General features: G+C 52.3%; 14 protein-coding genes and 1 tRNA gene. 7 read left to right on the top strand and 8 right to left on the bottom strand.

Annotated elements, in window-relative coordinates; translation table 11 throughout:
* The first annotated feature begins 25 nt into the window (after positions 1 to 25).
* From rsmB to HC248_RS16390, 6 genes are all read left to right on the top strand, one after another.
* Positions 26 to 1,414, top strand: coding sequence for a 16S rRNA (cytosine(967)-C(5))-methyltransferase RsmB (rsmB, locus tag HC248_RS16415; protein ID WP_168923418.1), 1,389 nt, complete (start codon positions 26 to 28; stop codon positions 1,412 to 1,414).
* Complete coding sequence (locus tag HC248_RS16410) at positions 1,371 to 2,051, top strand: DUF4390 domain-containing protein (protein WP_238342665.1); 681 nt, start codon at positions 1,371 to 1,373, stop codon at positions 2,049 to 2,051. The genes rsmB and HC248_RS16410 overlap by 44 nt, the downstream gene beginning before the upstream one ends.
* Positions 2,048 to 4,339 (top strand): sensor histidine kinase, encoded by a 2,292-nt coding sequence (locus HC248_RS16405; protein ID WP_168923417.1) that lies wholly within the window; start codon positions 2,048 to 2,050, stop codon positions 4,337 to 4,339. The genes HC248_RS16410 and HC248_RS16405 overlap by 4 nt, the downstream gene beginning before the upstream one ends.
* Before the next feature lie 70 nt (positions 4,340 to 4,409).
* Complete coding sequence (locus tag HC248_RS16400) at positions 4,410 to 5,087, top strand: response regulator (protein ID WP_168923416.1); 678 nt, start codon at positions 4,410 to 4,412, stop codon at positions 5,085 to 5,087.
* A 66-nt stretch (positions 5,088 to 5,153) separates the two neighbouring features.
* Positions 5,154 to 5,229: transfer RNA gene (locus HC248_RS16395), tRNA-Phe, on the top strand.
* Positions 5,230 to 5,464: 235 nt separating this feature from the next.
* Positions 5,465 to 6,847 (top strand): tyrosine-type recombinase/integrase, encoded by a 1,383-nt coding sequence (locus tag HC248_RS16390; RefSeq protein ID WP_168923415.1) that lies wholly within the window; start codon positions 5,465 to 5,467, stop codon positions 6,845 to 6,847.
* Positions 6,848 to 7,047: 200 nt separating this feature from the next.
* Here HC248_RS16390 and HC248_RS16385 read toward each other — a convergent pair whose 3' ends face one another.
* Complete coding sequence (locus HC248_RS16385; protein ID WP_168920864.1) at positions 7,048 to 8,028, bottom strand: IS30 family transposase; 981 nt, start codon at positions 8,026 to 8,028, stop codon at positions 7,048 to 7,050.
* A gap of 159 nt (positions 8,029 to 8,187) precedes the next feature.
* On the opposite strand from HC248_RS16385, the gene HC248_RS18030 reads away from it, so the two are divergent.
* On the top strand, positions 8,188 to 8,298 hold the full coding sequence (locus HC248_RS18030; RefSeq protein WP_168923906.1) for an integrase core domain-containing protein: 111 nt from the start codon (positions 8,188 to 8,190) through the stop codon (positions 8,296 to 8,298).
* A 184-nt stretch (positions 8,299 to 8,482) separates the two neighbouring features.
* Here the strand turns inward: HC248_RS18030 and HC248_RS16375 are convergent, their stop codons facing one another.
* The 7 genes from HC248_RS16375 to urtB all read right to left on the bottom strand — a co-directional run bounded on the left by HC248_RS16375 (position 8,483) and on the right by urtB (position 15,996).
* Complete coding sequence (locus HC248_RS16375) at positions 8,483 to 9,115, bottom strand: ANTAR domain-containing response regulator (protein ID WP_168923414.1); 633 nt, start codon at positions 9,113 to 9,115, stop codon at positions 8,483 to 8,485.
* The gene (locus HC248_RS16370) at positions 9,115 to 10,269 is read right to left on the bottom strand and encodes a transporter substrate-binding domain-containing protein (RefSeq protein ID WP_168923413.1); all 1,155 of its coding nucleotides are present in this window, start codon (positions 10,267 to 10,269) and stop codon (positions 9,115 to 9,117) included. The genes HC248_RS16375 and HC248_RS16370 overlap by 1 nt, the downstream gene beginning before the upstream one ends.
* A gap of 649 nt (positions 10,270 to 10,918) precedes the next feature.
* Entirely contained in the window at positions 10,919 to 12,466 is a 1,548-nt protein-coding gene (locus HC248_RS16365) for an amidase (RefSeq protein ID WP_168923412.1), read from the bottom strand.
* A 45-nt stretch (positions 12,467 to 12,511) separates the two neighbouring features.
* Positions 12,512 to 13,201 (bottom strand): urea ABC transporter ATP-binding subunit UrtE, encoded by a 690-nt coding sequence (gene urtE / locus HC248_RS16360; protein WP_168923411.1) that lies wholly within the window; start codon positions 13,199 to 13,201, stop codon positions 12,512 to 12,514.
* Positions 13,202 to 13,215: 14 nt separating this feature from the next.
* Entirely contained in the window at positions 13,216 to 13,962 is a 747-nt protein-coding gene (gene urtD / locus HC248_RS16355) for an urea ABC transporter ATP-binding protein UrtD (RefSeq protein WP_168923905.1), read from the bottom strand.
* A gap of 77 nt (positions 13,963 to 14,039) precedes the next feature.
* Entirely contained in the window at positions 14,040 to 15,089 is a 1,050-nt protein-coding gene (gene urtC / locus HC248_RS16350; protein ID WP_168923410.1) for an urea ABC transporter permease subunit UrtC, read from the bottom strand.
* Positions 15,090 to 15,093: 4 nt separating this feature from the next.
* The gene (urtB, locus tag HC248_RS16345; RefSeq protein ID WP_168923409.1) at positions 15,094 to 15,996 is read right to left on the bottom strand and encodes an urea ABC transporter permease subunit UrtB; all 903 of its coding nucleotides are present in this window, start codon (positions 15,994 to 15,996) and stop codon (positions 15,094 to 15,096) included.
* Positions 15,997 to 16,089: the final 93 nt, after the last annotated feature.

Below are 16,089 nucleotides of genomic sequence, written 5' to 3'. Positions count from 1 at the left end.
AAAGGGCTGGCCTTCTTCGAAATTTATGCAAGACAACCCGACCCAAGTTCCCCTCTGGCGCCAGCTACAAGGCGCAGCCTCCCTTTTGATGGCAGTGCGAGACGGGCAGTCGCTGACGGCTGCGCTGGAAGATGTGGACAGCCAGCTACGGCCTGGCGTGCAATCGCTGGGCTTTCATACTCTGCGTTGGCTAGGCCGCGCTGAGGCGCTGCGCATGCAACTGGTCAGCCGACCACCACCGCCAGAAGCCGACGCACTGCTTTGCGTGGTGCTGGCGTTAGCTTGGCAAGTTGATGGCGCGCCACACGACGGTCCAGCCTACACCGCTTACACCTTGGTCGATCAAGCCGTAGAAGCGGCCAAGCGCAGCGACGCGACCAAGCATCAAGCGAGTTTTATTAATGGTTGTTTGCGCAGATTCCTGCGCGAGCAGGCAGCGCTGGTTGCAGTGACCGAGCGCAATCCCCAAGCCGTCTGGAATCATCCGCAGTGGTGGATAGACCGGGTGCGACTAGACCATCCCAACCAGTGGCAAGACATACTGCGCGCCAACAACACCCGGGCACCATTAATCTTGCGTATCAACGTGCGTAAAACCACCCAAGCTGCTTATCTGCAAGTGCTACATGATGCGGGCATTGAGGCCACAGCCGTCGGTCAAGCCGGCATTGTGCTGGCTAACGCCCAGTCTGTGCCGTCATTGCCAGGCTTTGATCTGGGCTGGTTTTCGGTTCAAGACGCTGCTGCCCAGATGGCCGCACCGCTGCTTCTCGAAGGCTTGCCAGAAGGTGGGCCAGAGGGCGGACAGCCGGGACTGAAGGCTGCATTACCCGGTCAGCCGCGGCTACGTATCTTGGACGCCTGCGCGGCGCCTGGCGGTAAAACGGCGCATTTGCTGGAACTGGCCGATGCTGACGTAGTGGCACTAGACATTGATGCACGCCGCTGTGAACGCGTGGCCCACAATTTAGCACGGCTGGGTTTGACGGCAAAAATAGTCATTGGCGATGCGGCCCGGCCAAGAGCTTGGTGGGATGGCCACGCTTTTGACGCGATTTTGCTGGACGCGCCTTGCACCGCCTCTGGCATAGTGCGGCGTCACCCCGATGTGCGCTGGTTGCGCCGGCCTACAGACATAGGTCAACTCGCCAGTATTCAGACCCAGTTGCTCGAATCTCTCTGGCCTTTGCTCAAACCCGGTGGCCGACTGGTCTACTGCACTTGCTCGGTTTTCCGCGCTGAGGGTCAGAGTCAAGTGCAAACGTTTGTCTCACGCCACACTGATGCACAGTTAATGCCCTCACCAGGTCATTTACTGCCGCAAACTAGCGCTGTTGGCACTGCTATGTTGGACAATTTAATGCGTGAACATGATGGCTTTTATTACGCAGCACTTGAAAAACGTCAGAGTTGATCTGCTGGTGCGACGCCTGCGCATTTTCTGGCTGTTGCCCCTGCTGCTGTGTGTGCTGTTCAGCGCGCACCTCCTTAGGGCCGCAGAGCTAAGTCAACTCAAGGTTGAAAGCGCCGACGACGGCATCTACCTGTCTGCGTTGGTGAATTTTGAATTGCCGCTGGCGGTTGAGGATGCCCTCTTGAAAGGCATTCCTATGTTGTTTCTGGTCGAGGCCGACATCTATCGCGACCGCTGGTATTGGACCGACCGGCGCGTCGCAGGCGCAACCCGCACCATACGCCTAGCCTTTCAGCCGCTGACCCGGCGCTTTCGCGTCAATATCGTCACCGGTCTGGTGGAGAGTTCCACTGGTTTACGCGCCACTTTGAATCAGAACTACGACAGCTTGCCTGAAGCCTTGGCTGCGGTGCAGCGCTTAGCGCGTTGGCGCATCGCTGACATCAGTGAAATTAATCCAGATTTGCCGCACAAGCTGAACTTTAGCTTTCAACTCGATTTGTCCCAGCTGCCAAGACCTTTTCAGATCGGTGTGGCCGGACAAAAAGACTGGACGATTTCAGTTAGCGCCAGCGAACGCCTGCAGTTAGAGCGCATTCGCCCGCCAGTGATAGATAAATCCAAGGCTACGCCGTGAGCGAGCCTCACAATCCGCCCATCAAAAACAGCCGCGCTTTTCGTTGGACTGTAGGCGTAGGGGTCGGTGCAGTAGTGGCTTTAGGCTTGGTGTTGATGTTTTTATTGACCCAAGCGACGGGCAACCGCGAGCTTTACGAGCGCAATTACGAGCGCTTGCTCATTCTCAACGTCGTCGTCGCTGCTTTGCTGCTGTTGGTGATTGGCTGGATTGTGCTGCGCTTGCTGTTTCGTTTGCGTCGCGGCCGCTTTGGCAGTCGGCTGCTGCTAAAACTAGCGGCGATTTTTGCGCTAGTGGGTCTGGCTCCCGGCTTGATGATTTATGTGGTGTCTTATCAGTTTGTTTCGCGCTCGATTGAAAGTTGGTTTGACGTCAAGGTCGAAGGCGCGCTGGACGCTGGCCTGAATCTGGGTCGGGCTACGCTAGACCAAATGGCGCTCGATTTATCCAGCAAGACGCGTCAGGCGGCCACGCAGATTGCTGAACTTCCCGATGCTTCTGTCGGTTTAACGCTAGAGCGCCTGCGCGACCAGCTCTCAGCCAGCGATCTGGTGCTGTGGTCAGCCTCCGGCCAAGTCATCTCTAGCGTCGGTGCGTCGCGTTTCACTATCAACCCCGAGCGACCCGCCACGCAGCAGTTTCGTGCCGCGCGTTTGCAGCGCGTCGTCACCCAGATAGAGGGGCTGGACGAGATGACTTCTAGCGGCATTGGAGAGCTCGCCAGCGGCGTTTTTGCGCCGCCCAGCATCGCCACGCCTGCGCGTATTAAAGCGCTGGCCGTGGTCAATAATCCGAATGTTGGCCTATTGGGTGAGACGCGATTTTTGCAAATCACAGTCAATATTCCACCCACTCTGGTCGCCAATGCCATCGCTGTGCAAGAGGCCAACCGCGAATACCAAGAGCGCGCCTTAGCCCGTGGTGGTCTGCGAAAAATGTATATAGGCACACTCACGCTCAGTCTTTTCTTGGCGGTGTTTGGTGCGGTATTGTTAGCCGTCATTTTGGGAAATCAACTGGCCAAACCGCTATTGCTGCTGGCCGAAGGCGTGCGCCAGGTGACCAGTGGCGACCTCACGCCCAAAGCGGTGTTGGCGGGCCGCGATGAGCTAGGCGGGCTGACCCGCTCTTTTGCCGACATGACGCAGCAGCTGGCTGACGCCCGCACGGCAGTGCAGCAAAGCATGAGCCAAGTCGATGCTGCGCGAGTGAATTTGCAAACCATACTGGATAACCTCACAGCTGGCGTCATCGTACTGGACGCCGCTGGCCGGATTCATTCCAGCAATCCTGGCGCTACCCGCATATTGCGCCTGCCGCTAGCAGCCCATCACGGCCAGTTGCTGGGCGAGGTCGCTGGGCTAGAGTCGTTTGCCCGAGAAGTTCAGCAGCAGTTTGAAAACTTTCGCCGCGACTATTTGGTAGATGGTGCAACCCACGGCCAAGAGCAGTGGCAACAATCGTTTGAGCTCAATGCCGCTGCGCTGGGTGCGCAAGACACCGCCACTACGCTAATTGCACGCGGCGCAAAAATGCCGGGTGCTGAAGAGTATTTACTGGTTTTTGACGATGTCTCAGAAATGGTCTCAGCCCAACGCGCCCAAGCCTGGGGCGAGGTCGCACGGCGGCTGGCGCACGAGATCAAAAATCCACTCACCCCAATCCAACTCTCGGCTGAACGGCTGGAGATGAAACTCACCGGCAAGCTGGGCGAGCCTGAGCAGGCACTGCTGACCAAGTCGGTCAAAACCATAGTCGATCAGGTCGACGCCATGAAGCGCTTGGTCAATGAGTTTCGCGACTACGCACGCTTGCCTGCTGCTGAGCTAAAGCCGGTCAACCTGAACGCCTTGATCAACGACGTATTGTGTTTATACGGCTCTGAAAACGCCTTGGTGCCAGTGTTCTGTGAGCTCGATGAGCAAGCGCCTGAAGTGCTCGGAGATGAGCAGCAGTTGCGTCAAGTCATTCACAATTTGCTACAAAATGCACAGGATGCGCATGAGGGGAAACCCGACGGCAAGGTCACCATCAAAACCGATTTTATTGCCGCTACACGGCGTGTGCGCTTATCGGTGCGAGATCGCGGAACCGGCTTTCCAGAGTACATTCTCAAGCGCGCTTTTGAGCCCTATGTAACGACTAAAGTCAAAGGCACGGGACTGGGGCTGGCGGTAGTAAAGAAAATTGCTGACGAGCATAGGGCGCGCATAGACATTTCTAACCGCGTTGAAGATGGGCAGGTGCGGGGCGCTCAAGTATCATTGTCTTTTGCTGTCGTAGTTTAGATATACATTTGGCAACATTTGTAGGCATTTATTTAGTACAAATACCAGTTTTGAGAGCATTAATTAAATCATGGCAAATATTTTGGTGGTCGATGACGAGTTAGGTATTCGCGACCTACTGTCAGAAATTCTTAACGATGAAGGTCATCAGGTAGAGAGCGCTGAAAACGCAGCCCAAGCCAGAGCCGCCCGCCTTCGTATGAAGCCAGACTTGGTCTTGCTAGACATCTGGATGCCCGACACCGACGGCGTCACCTTGCTGAAGGAATGGTCGGCCAGTGGACTGCTGACCATGCCCGTCATCATGATGAGCGGCCACGCCACCATAGACACGGCAGTAGAGGCCACCAAGATAGGTGCGTTGGCATTTCTAGAAAAGCCGATCACGCTACAAAAACTGCTAAAAGCTGTCGAGCAAGGCTTGAGCCGCTCCATAGGCCGCAAAGTAGTGCCACTAGGCACAGTTGTGCGGCCTTCCGACGTGATGGCGGACACCGCCTTAATGAGTATTGCGTTGCCCCCGGTCATAGACCTAGGCCCGCAGGCCACCCAAAGCTTCGTGTTGGAAAAGCCTTTGCGCGATGCCCGCGACGAGTTCGAAAAAGCCTATTTCGAGTTTCATTTGGCCAAGGAAGGCGGCTCAATGACTCGCGTCGCAGAAAAAACCGGTCTAGAGCGCACCCACCTTTACCGCAAGCTCAAACAACTAGGCGTAGACCTTTCGCGCGGAAAACGCAGCGTTGCCTAAGATCGTTTAGGTTTTTATGGCTTTTTGCTCAGGAAGCCCTCTTGGGTGATATATACTCTGAGGCTTGGCCCGGTAGCTCAGTCGGTAGAGCAGAGGATTGAAAATCCTTGTGTCGGTGGTTCGATTCCGCCCCAGGCCACCATACTGATTTTTTCATGATTTTTCAAAGCGTCATGAAAACCAAAAAAGCCCTTTGTTTTCAATAACTTAGGGCTTTTTTGTTGTCTGTTGCGATCCGGTCCAACAGCCCAAAACCAACGCTTTTTGCAGTCAATATGCAGTAACTTTTGCAGTAACTTTTTTTACAGCATTAGGCACAGCAGATTCGCCGCATCACCTCGACCCGACCGGGACGCGTGTTGCAATGGAGTCAGGCAATGGCACTGGAATTGATTAAGGGCGAGCGCGTTATTCACGCGCTTAAACGTGGGGCCAAACGGCTCAACGACGGTGGGGGGCTTTATCTGCTTCCCTTCGCAAGTGGCGATACGCATTATTGGCGGCTAGATTACACACATGAGGGCAGGCGCAAGACCTTAAGTCTTGGCGTCCATCCCGATGTTGATCTGGTCATGGCCCGGCAAAAGTCGGCAAAGGCCAGAGCCACCCTTGCAGGTGGTCTGAATCCGTCGCAAGAGCGTCGACAGATCAGGTCTGTACAACTGGCATCCATCGAGACCGAAAAACGGGCTAATGCGGGCCTTGCGCCTGAAGGAAGCTTTGAGGCGGTGGCCAGGCGCTGGTTTGCCGTCAAAAAAGACCAATGGGTCGATAGCTACAGTTCCAAAGTCATCCGGCGCCTTGAACTTCACGGCATGCCTCGCTTTGGCGGCAAGCCGCTGGAGACGATCACGCCGAAAATGATTTTGGACGCCTGTAGGGCTGTCGAGGCTAACGATAGGCTTGAGACTGCTCACCGTCTGCGCGAGCATTGCTCGTCGGTTTTCCGGTTCGCGATTGCTGAAGGGGCCGACTTACGCGACCCGTGCCAAGATATCCGTGATGCTCTCAAGCGACCCCCTGTGCGGCATTTTCCAGCCATCACTAAACCTGATGAATTGGCCGATTTACTCAAGGCCATTGAACAATATGCAGGAACATTCGTTGTTCGATCTGCGTTGCAGCTAGCACCCATGCTGATGGTCCGACCCGGTGAACTTCGGTTGGCGCGATGGGAGGAATTCGATCTGGACCACGGCTTGTGGTACATACCGTCCATCCGCATGAAGCGAACCAAAGATCAAAAACACAACGGCCAACCGCATCTTGTGCCGCTGGCTACGCAGGCGGTAGCGGTGCTTGAAAAGTTATTCGCAAAAACTGGCGATACCGGACAGGTATTTCCGGCAGAAGGGCGTCCGGGCCGATTCATGTCTGAAAATACCTTGAACAAGGCTATGCGGCTCATGGGCTATTCGTCAAGCCAGACAACTGCTCATGGCTTTAGGGCCACAGCGCGAACGCTGATTGTGGAGATGCTGCAAATCCCAGAGTCCGTGGTTGAGGCGCAACTGGCACATGCTGTGAAGGACGCTAACGGGACGGCATACAACCGCACAGAGTTCATCAAACTACGGGTTGAGATGATGCAGACGTGGGCTGAGTACCTTGAAGATTTACGCTTAGGGCGGAGCAAAGTCGTACATCCGGTTTTACCTGCATTTACGCCAGTGTCGCGTCGTACGCCGCAAAGACGTTCGAGTCTTGCCGACTTGAACCGGCCTTCAAGCGGACTCGACTACCGTAGTCTGAGTAAGTAGATAATGCCGTTGGTTTTTCCAGTGTCTTTGTACCAGAGCAACTGTAGCAAAGTGTTAGCGCTGACCAAAAACTGAGCCACTGGGGGTGCTGAATTCAATCAGCGCTGACGCTTATATGTGAACTGCGCTAGGCTCGCGACACGTGTCAAATGCATACTGAAAATATTCAGGGAAAAATGGCTTGTTTAACGCAGGCGGATTCAAGCTTGAAGTGCAACCGTATGCTGATAGGACTCTAACTGTTCCATAAAAACCTGATGCGGCGTTCGATACCCTAAACATTTTCTAGGACGATGATTGAGCCTGTGCATCGCTAAAGCAATGTCATCGTCGGTGATGCAATTAAAGCGCATCCCCTTTGGGAAAAACTGGCGAATCAAACCGTTCATATTCTCGTTCGCCCCACGCTCCCACGAGGCGTATGGATGGGCGAAAAAGAAATCTGCACTCAGCGCAGAAGCTATTCGTTCATGCTGGGCAAATTCCTTGCCGTTATCAGTCGTGAGAGTGTGCACGCAATGAGCGAACGGTTTGAGTAAAGTGATTAACGCGTCCCCTACGGCTTGCGCTGTTTTGAATGGCACGTGGAAAATTATTGAATAGCGAGAGACACGCTCATTAATCGTCACTAGTGCTTGCTTCTGCCCGGCACCAATCACCAGATCAGCCTCCCAGTCGCCAAAGCGCGCACGCTCAAGCACGATGTCGGGTCGCAGTTCTATTGAGACCTGGTGAGAGATGGTGCCGCGCCGTTCACGGCCACTGCTGCGTTTTTTTCGCGTCTTCTGGCAACGCAGTGTTTTATGCAAGGTGCCGCCCGCGCGTTTGTCAGCGTAGATGTACTGGTAAATGCTCTCATAGCTAACACCGGGTTGGTGGCTAGCTTCGAGGTGGCCGCTGATTTGCTCGGGGCTCCAAGCCTCAGCCAACTTTTCCTCCACTACAGCCCATGTCGAGTCAGCAACTCTAGGACTATTGGCGCAGGCAAGTCTACGTTCTTGGGCTTTGTCATTTGCCTGCTTAGGGCGATAGCCTCGTAGACCGCGGTTACGACGCAACTCACGGCTGATGCTCGATTTATCACGGTCCATCATTTTTGCAATTTCACTTTGATTGAAGTTTGCTTTGACGAGGATTGCAATCTGGTAACGTTCGTCACGGGTGAGGTGTGTGTAAATCATTCTGGTCAACTTTGACTTGGTAGTCGGGAAGCTTGGATGCTCTCACATCTCACCCACCCGTACGGTTAATTTCAAAGTTGCACTTCAGACTTGAATCCGCGGCATGAGTAGGATAGAAAATTGTTGGAATGAAGCCTTAGTAGAGTCTTTTTTGCTACGCTGAAAAAGCAAGCTATTTACGGTGAATACTTCGCAACTCGAGAGCAAACTAAGTGGGTAATCTTTGAGCACATAGATTTTTTTATTAAAATCGTATCCGCATGCATTTAAACATTGGCTTGTAAGGCTCATTCGATTTTAAAAATTTGTATCAACTTCTTTTATAAGGCTATGCTTCTTAGTAAGTTAGCTAGGTCTGAAGTTGCTTCGAACTATATTAATATGTCGTTCGACATTTATCGAGTTGAAGTTTTTCCTGCCTTTTTATATCTTTTTTATTACTTTATCAACAGGCTCACCGCCTGCCAAGTGACAAAACTTCACTAGCATGAACGATAGCCGCGGCGACGTCTTCTATTGTTGTGCGCTTGCTCATGGCTTGATCACGAATTAGATCGTAGGCTTGCGATTCGGAAACGTTGTGCGTTTTCATTAGAATTGTTTTTGCCTCTGATAAATGCCGAGCCCCAAGCAGTTTAGCTTCTACCTTGCGTAATCGGCGTGTCAATGACCGATTTTCCTTGTGGGTTTCGCGAGCGAGAACCAATGCTGTTAATAATCCAAATGAACGAACCGGCGAAGGTAGAACTGCCTGAGCACCTAAGGCTAGAACAGCGTCAATAATCGTTGGATTTTCATATGTCACTACTGCAATCACGGTCGGAGCATCTTCACTCTGTATCCATTCAAATCGCAAACCAATGGTGTCGGGCCGCACGGCCATGAAGACGATGTCGATGCCCGTAGGTAAAATCTGTACGGGAGGCCAGAAAGCTTGCACCTGGCAACCGATGCGTTGTAGCTGCTGAGTCAACTGCATGCCGTCCGCATCATCAGGATGAATCACAATAATTTTGAGTGCACGTAGCTCTTTGAGTTGCGGAGGCGTCACCCGCAATGTGCTGCGCGTAGCACTACTGTCGCTCATCAGTGCTCCAACGTTTCTAGTTTGGCAGCCCAGTCACCCAGTGAATGCGTGACCAAATAAGGATCAGGGTAAACCGAGCGTGTCGCTTGGCGCACAATCGTGAATTGACCCTCTGCATCGACGCGTCCAATGCGGGGGTATAAGCAAGTGTGATGGTTTGCAGGATCGATTTTGATGCGCCCTTGGGGAGCGTCAAATTCGCTACCCAAAATATGCGGAATAAGTTGAGCAATGCCTTCATTACCGGAGCGGCGCAATGCGTTCGCAAAAATATGCATCTGGAAATAGGATGCCTCCCAGCAAAGATTGGGTACGCTGAATCCGTCAAAACGTTGGCGCAGCCGCGCGAGACATCGGAGATTGACCTCTGACTGGATGGACTGGAAGTAAGGCGCAGAAGTGTAGTGACCAGTTGCCATGCCGCGCTCCATTTGAGAAATCTCTGCTTCTGAAGTCGTTAAGCTGGCAATAGGCATAGTCTTGGGATCAAACCCGGCATCGGAATAGGCTCGGTACAACGCTGCAGTGGACTCGCCGACCACGGTCGAAAAGATGAAGTCTGGTTTCTTGTTGTGAATGTCGGCCATGACTTCGACAAAGTCCTTCTCTGTCGCATTGAGCGGCATGTATCGCTCCGCAAGTTTCTCTCTGCCTTGTCGTTGCTGGACCAATTCGCCCATGATACGGTTCGACTCATAAGGATAGATGTAGTCTGAACCAATCAGGTACACACGGCAACCAAAGTTAGAAGTCATGAACTCGGCAAGCTGAACGCTGTTTTGGTTGGGTGCAGCCCCTGTATAAATGACGTTGCTCGAATATTCGAATCCCTCATACAGAGTGGGATAAAACAGTAGCTTGTTCCATTTTTCAATCACGGGTATAACCGCTTTGCGACTACTAGACATGTAGCATCCAAAAATTACATTGACGCCATCTTGCACAATTAGTCTCTCGGCCAGTTCGGCGTATCGCGAGGGCGTGGATTGAGGATCGTAGCGAACGGCCACCAACTCGCGTCCATCGATCCCTCCGGCCTCGTTGATTTCCTCAATGCCCAGAAGAGCGCCCTGCAGTTGCGACAGCCCAATTGTCGAAGTGACGCCCGTTTCTGAGTACAGAATGCCGACGCGAATAGGATCCTTGTTAGCCACGATGTCGCCTTTTCCCGATAGATTTTTTCATTATCGATATTAATGTCATTTTCAAGACCTTATCTCAGTTTGATGTGAGTTGCGTGCAAGCGCGCCGTAATTGGTTGGGCAGACTGCTTGGATTGAACGCGATACGCTAGTTGGATTAGCCGAAAATGCTTTGAGTAGACTTCTTCTCGTCTGCATCTACTCTGACACTGGAGCTGCGCATATTGGTTTTGTAGGCTTACAGTACGGCTACGCGAGCGTATTCGATTAGATAAAGTAGGTGGTGCACTTCGATGTCCCCAGGCTTGCCGAGTTGCAGTGTCAATGCATAAGAATTCACGCATTCGCAAAAAAGCGACCTGAGCACCGGATACCAATGCAGACATCGCTCCGGACTTGATCAACTGCTCAAAGCAGACTTCGACCTTGAGGTGCAGTCGCATTATCTTGCAGTTGATGACCTTCACACCAACTTCTGCTGAATGAGACATCACCATATTTTCATGACCTTGCTCTTTTAGGTGATTGAGACTCAAACTGTCTGGACAAAGGAGCTGGCCGGTCCAACGCATACACGGACTGCGTTTCAAAGACGGCCAGCCAAACGGATCTGCTTCAATCTCGTGAGCCAGCACGGAACCCGTTGGTTACAAGAAACTTATTAATTTTTTTTGAGTTCCGTCGCCTTACGGTACTTTGTTCCCTGTTCGTAGGCGTACGCGATAGCAAGCATGTCGGCTTCGTTCCACTGCCGCGCAACGATAACGAGGTTGAACGGAGCGCCGGAGGCGTAGTTGCCTGCTGGAATGGTTACCGCTGGAAGACCTGCAATATTTACCTCACTGACTACCATCCCATCGATTGTTTCGTCACCGTGAAGCGGACCTAAAGGGCCACGCATTTGTGGATAAATGACCGCATCAAGCCCATGCTTGTCGAAAACTGTATTGAATGTATTTAGGTAGAGTTCTCTCAGAGCGATGAACAATGTCATATCCGTGGGGGTGGAAGGAGACTTAGCTGATTCGACGAACGCGGGCATATGACTCATATAACTCAATGTTCCCTCTGGCCCGAACGCATCCTCTTTTTGCGTTGCCTTAGCAAATTCGGCGAATGTTTTCAGAGCGACACTCGAACCCATGCGTTCGAGATATTTTTGAATGTCATAAGCAATTGATTCCATACCACGTGCGTCGAACTCTGCCCCTGGCAAGACAGCTTTACGTAGTTCCATGAATCCGGAATTGGCGAAGGGATCCTCAATAAGGTCTGCTCCGAGTTTTCTTAGTTCTTCCTGTGAACGTTTATATAGTCCTTTCGTCTCCTCCGCAAATGTCGAGGCACGCCAGCCCGGTCCATAGAGGCCAATGCGCTTGCCCTTCAGCGCGTCCTTATTTAGTTTCGACGTGTAGCCGCCTTTCGGAAGTTTTCCTATGCTTGCGGTCGTCTTGGGATCCTCCATCGAGAATCCGGCCAGTGCGTCCAGCGTCAATGCTGCGTCTCGCACGCACCGTGCGATGGGACCAACAACGTCACGAAGGCTAGAAAGCGGAAAGACACCGGCGTTGGGAACGAGCGCAAAGGTCGGTTTTATTCCCACAAGTCCTTGAGCCGAGGCAGGGTTTTGGATCGAGCCAGCGGTTTCTTCCGCCAAACCGAGCACACAGAAATTAGCGCCAACTGCAGTTGCAGTCCCAGCGCTGCTGCCACCGGGAAGAAACTCGCGGCCAGCCGAATTGTAAGTAGAGCCAGCCCAGCTACCGTTAGCATGCGAGCCAGTGTGGCTGAGCACCGGAATGTTGGTCTTACCCAGGATCACAGTATCGGCTTTGCGCATCCGAGCCACTACAGGAGAGTCGGTCTCTGGTAACAGGTCGACGCCACCGGTTTTGCTGTAAAGAAGTGACCAGCCGCCCGTAGTCGGAAAACCCTTCATATCCATCGCTTCCTTCACGACGACCGGAACGCCCGCGAGAGGCCCGAGTTTTTCGCCGGCAGCACGGCGCTTGTCGATTGCCCGGGCTTCTTCAACTGCTTTTTCATTGAAAAAGATGATCGCGTTATATGCTGGATTGAATTCTGCGATGCGCTTCAGATAAGCCTCGGTCAGCTGTTCTGAGTTAAAGGTGCCGCTGGCGAAACCCGCCTGAACCTGCTCAACAGTCAATTCAGTCAGGTCGATATCATTCGAATTTACCTTGGTCATTTTGTCTCCACTTAAGTTTCTATGGTTGATAGGGTGAGTGCGATTTCAAACGGTCAGGAAAGACCTGACCTTCTCCTGATCAAGGCCGGCGCGCAACTCGTCGTGCACTATGCGCCCACGGTCAATGACTAGAAACCGGTCCGCCAAGTCGAGCGCAAAGCTCAGTACCTGCTCGGATATGACGATGGCGAAGCCGCGCTCCGCGCGCAGCACGTTGAGCGTTTGAGCCAGTTCCTTGATGATCGAAGGCTGGAGGCCTTCGGTTGGTTCGTCAAGGATCAAGACCTTGGGATCTGAGATTAGCGCGCGTGCGATGGCTAGCATCTGTTGCTGACCACCCGATAAGTTACCGCCCTTGCGGTATTTCATATCTTGAAGCACCGGGAAAAAATGGTAAAGGTAATCGGGTACAGTGCGGTGGCCTGAGTGCTCGGCGCCCGTAAGAATATTTTGCTCTACTGTCAGTAAGGGAAACACCATGCGCCCCTGAGGCACAAAGGCCAGTCCCTGCTTCACGCGCTCGTAGCTGGGCAGGCCGGCCAATTCATGACCGTTTAGGCGAATGCTGCCGGAACGCGTAGGCAGCAATCCAATCAACGACTTAAGTAAAGTCGTTTTGCCCATACCGTTTCGTCCCATCACGGCAACAGAGTCGTTGGCGCCAACCACCAGTGAAACATCATGAATCACATGGGATTCACTGTAAGCGACGTTGAGTTGTGATACTTCAAACATGGCAGGGCTTTCTTTCAATGACCAAGATAAACATCAATAACGCGTTGGTCGGATTGGACTTCGGTGGCGGTGCCTTCGCTGAGCATCTTGCCCTGATGCAACACCGTAACCTTGTGAGCAATGCGCTTGACAAAATCCATGTCGTGTTCGATCACGACAACCGATTTGCCTTGAGCAATTCGGTTGAGCAAATCGCCGGTTTGTTCACGTTCGCGCGGGCTCATGCCCGCCACCGGCTCGTCCAACAGTAAAAGTTCAGGTTCCTGCATTAGCAACATGCCAATTTCTAACCATTGCTTTTGCCCATGACTGAGCTGACCAGCGCGTCTGCTTAGCTGATCGCTCAGATACACCTCGCCGGCCATCTTGTGGATGCGCTCGCGCGCCTCAGGGGTTCGGCGAAAGGTAAGTGACTGAAACAAACCATGCATTTTTGGCAACGAAATTTCGAAGTTCTCAAACACCGTAAGATCTTCATACACAGACGGAGTCTGGAATTTCCGTCCAACACCAGCGCGTACGATTTGATGCTCGCTCATGCGGGTCAAATCAAGGCCCTTGAACAATACACGACCCTTCGTTGGTTTGGTTTTGCCACAAATCATGTCAAGTAGCGTTGTTTTACCTGCGCCATTTGGACCGATGATTACGCGTAGCTCGTTGCGTTCAACCGAAAGACTCAATGCATCAACCGCCTTGAAACCATCAAAGGACACCGTGAGTTCTTCCACCAGCAAGACTTGTTCAGGAATAGGCAACATAGCGGAGCTGCTCAGATAAGGTGGCACGTCGTCCGCCTTTTTCGGTTGAGCGACAGACTGGGAATTCATCAATGCGCTCATGATCGTGCAGCCCGTGCTTTGCGTTGCCATGGCAGGTGATCAGTCAAACCTGCGAGTCCATTAGGCATAACCCAGACCACAAGTATAAAAACTGCACCGAGAAAATAAAGCCAGCTTTCAGGAAACATCTCTGACAGATACGACTTCAGAAAACCGATTAGTAAAGCCCCGACGACTGCTCCCGGGATCGATAATCGACCACCGACCGCTGCATAAATGACCATCTCTACTGAAGTGACTACACCGATCACGCTGGGTGCGATTAGTCCGACTTGCAAGCTGTAAAACGCACCGCCGATAGACGAAAGGACAGCTGCAACTGCAAACACAAAGGCTTTCATATGAGCCGTGTCGTAGCCGCTGAAACGCACACGGTCTTCACGGTCTCTTATTGCAATCAAAATCTTGCCGAATCGGCTGCGTACGATGGCCAGAGAGAGCACCATCACTAAGACTATCGCTGCAACTTCGATAAAGTACATCGTTTTTTTAGCCGTATTACTTAGTATGTCCCAACCCAATAGCGTACGAAAGTCGGTGATGCCGTTGGCACCACCAGTACCACCTTGCTGACCTACCACCACCACAGTGAGGGTAAGTGCGAGTGACAGAGTCACAATTGCAAAGTAAACACCGCTTACGCGCTTGCGAAAGATGGCGTAAGAAAATACATAAGCAATCACCGCAGGGATCAACAAAATGGCGAGCAATGTCCACCCCATAGAGTGAAACGGTTGCCACCAGGCTGGGAGTTGCTCGACACTGCTCCAAACCATGAAGTCGGGCAACTCCGGCGCTGATGCCTCCAGCTTCAGAAACATTGCCATCATGTAGCCACCCATGCCGAAGAACATGCCCTGACCTAAGCTGAGCACACCACCATACCCCCAGGTCAGGACTATGCCAACTGCTACGAAACCGAATGTGAGGTACTTTCCGATCAGATTTAAACGAAATGAGTCTAGCCATGCGGGCAGCACTATAGCTAGAAGTAGTGTGACCAGCAGTACCGCGAGAACATCGGAACGACGTTGTACATTTAGCATGTTGTCAGTTCCTTGAGCGCACAGCAAAAAGCCCATTTGGGCGGAAATAAAGAACCACGATCACCAGAAGCAAAATGGTGGCTTTGGCCATGGAACCACTTAGAAAGAATTCCATCCAAGTCTGCGACTGAGCTATGGCGAAAGCCGATAGGGCAGTTCCAAAGAGGCTTTGAACTCCGCCAAAAACAACAACAATGAATGAATCGACGATGTACAACTGACCAGTTCCGGGGTTGGTTGATCCGATCATGGTGAAGACGCAACCGGCGATGCCAGCCAAACCAGAACCTAAAGCAAACGTCATGGCGTCCACTCGATTGGTATCGATCCCCACAGCGCCAGCAATTGCACGGTTTTGTGTAACAGCCCTCACCTTTAAACCCCAACGTGTTTGGTAGAGCAGCAGGTAGACAGCGATAGCTACCACCGCAGTCAATGCCACGATAAAAAGGCGTGTCAACGGTAACTGGATACCTATGACCGGCTCCCAAGCACCAGCTAACCATGTAGGTAGCGGCACACTGACTTCTTGAGCACCGAAGATGTTGCGATAAGCTTGTTGCAGAATTAAGCTTAGTCCCCAAGTCGCAAGCAGTGTGTCCAAGGGCCGATTGTAAAAAAATCGTATAAAGCCTCGCTCAAGCAGATAACCCAAGCCGAAGGTCACTGCAAATGCAAAAGGAATTGCTGCAAAGAGGTAGACGTCCATCCAGCTTGGTGCAAAGTGTTCAAAAAATTTTGCAGCAACGTAGGTCATGTAGGCACCTAACGCCATCAATTCGCCATGCGCCATATTGATGACGCCCATCAGGCCGAATACGATTGCCAGACCGAGCGCCATGAGCAACAAAATGGTGAACAGGCTAATCCCGTTGAACACCTGCATCACTGCAATATCAAAACTCATGGAACTGTTACTTTCGTAAAAAATTCTGAAATGCTGGAATCGCGTGGCGCCCAGCACAAAGGTTGTCAGCACTTGTGGCTGGCAAAATATTTC

This window comes from Polaromonas vacuolata, assembly GCF_012584515.1.
Classification (GTDB): domain Bacteria; phylum Pseudomonadota; class Gammaproteobacteria; order Burkholderiales; family Burkholderiaceae_C; genus Polaromonas; species Polaromonas vacuolata.
This window is presented reverse-complemented; position numbering and strand designations above follow the sequence as displayed.

Coding starts and splice junctions, on each gene's coding strand:
- rsmB (WP_168923418.1), top strand. CDS start 26: ATGCAAGACAACCCGACCCAAGTTCCCCTCTGGCGCCAGCTACAAGGC.
- HC248_RS16410 (WP_238342665.1), top strand. CDS start 1,371: ATGATGGCTTTTATTACGCAGCACTTGAAAAACGTCAGAGTTGATCTG.
- HC248_RS16400 (WP_168923416.1), top strand. CDS start 4,410: ATGGCAAATATTTTGGTGGTCGATGACGAGTTAGGTATTCGCGACCTA.
- HC248_RS16390 (WP_168923415.1), top strand. CDS start 5,465: ATGGCACTGGAATTGATTAAGGGCGAGCGCGTTATTCACGCGCTTAAA.
- HC248_RS16385 (WP_168920864.1), bottom strand. CDS start 8,028: ATGATTTACACACACCTCACCCGTGACGAACGTTACCAGATTGCAATC.
- HC248_RS16375 (WP_168923414.1), bottom strand. CDS start 9,115: ATGAGCGACAGTAGTGCTACGCGCAGCACATTGCGGGTGACGCCTCCG.
- HC248_RS16365 (WP_168923412.1), bottom strand. CDS start 12,466: ATGACCAAGGTAAATTCGAATGATATCGACCTGACTGAATTGACTGTT.
- urtE (WP_168923411.1), bottom strand. CDS start 13,201: ATGTTTGAAGTATCACAACTCAACGTCGCTTACAGTGAATCCCATGTG.
- urtD (WP_168923905.1), bottom strand. CDS start 13,962: ATGTTGCCTATTCCTGAACAAGTCTTGCTGGTGGAAGAACTCACGGTG.
- urtC (WP_168923410.1), bottom strand. CDS start 15,089: ATGCTAAATGTACAACGTCGTTCCGATGTTCTCGCGGTACTGCTGGTC.
- urtB (WP_168923409.1), bottom strand. CDS start 15,996: ATGAGTTTTGATATTGCAGTGATGCAGGTGTTCAACGGGATTAGCCTG.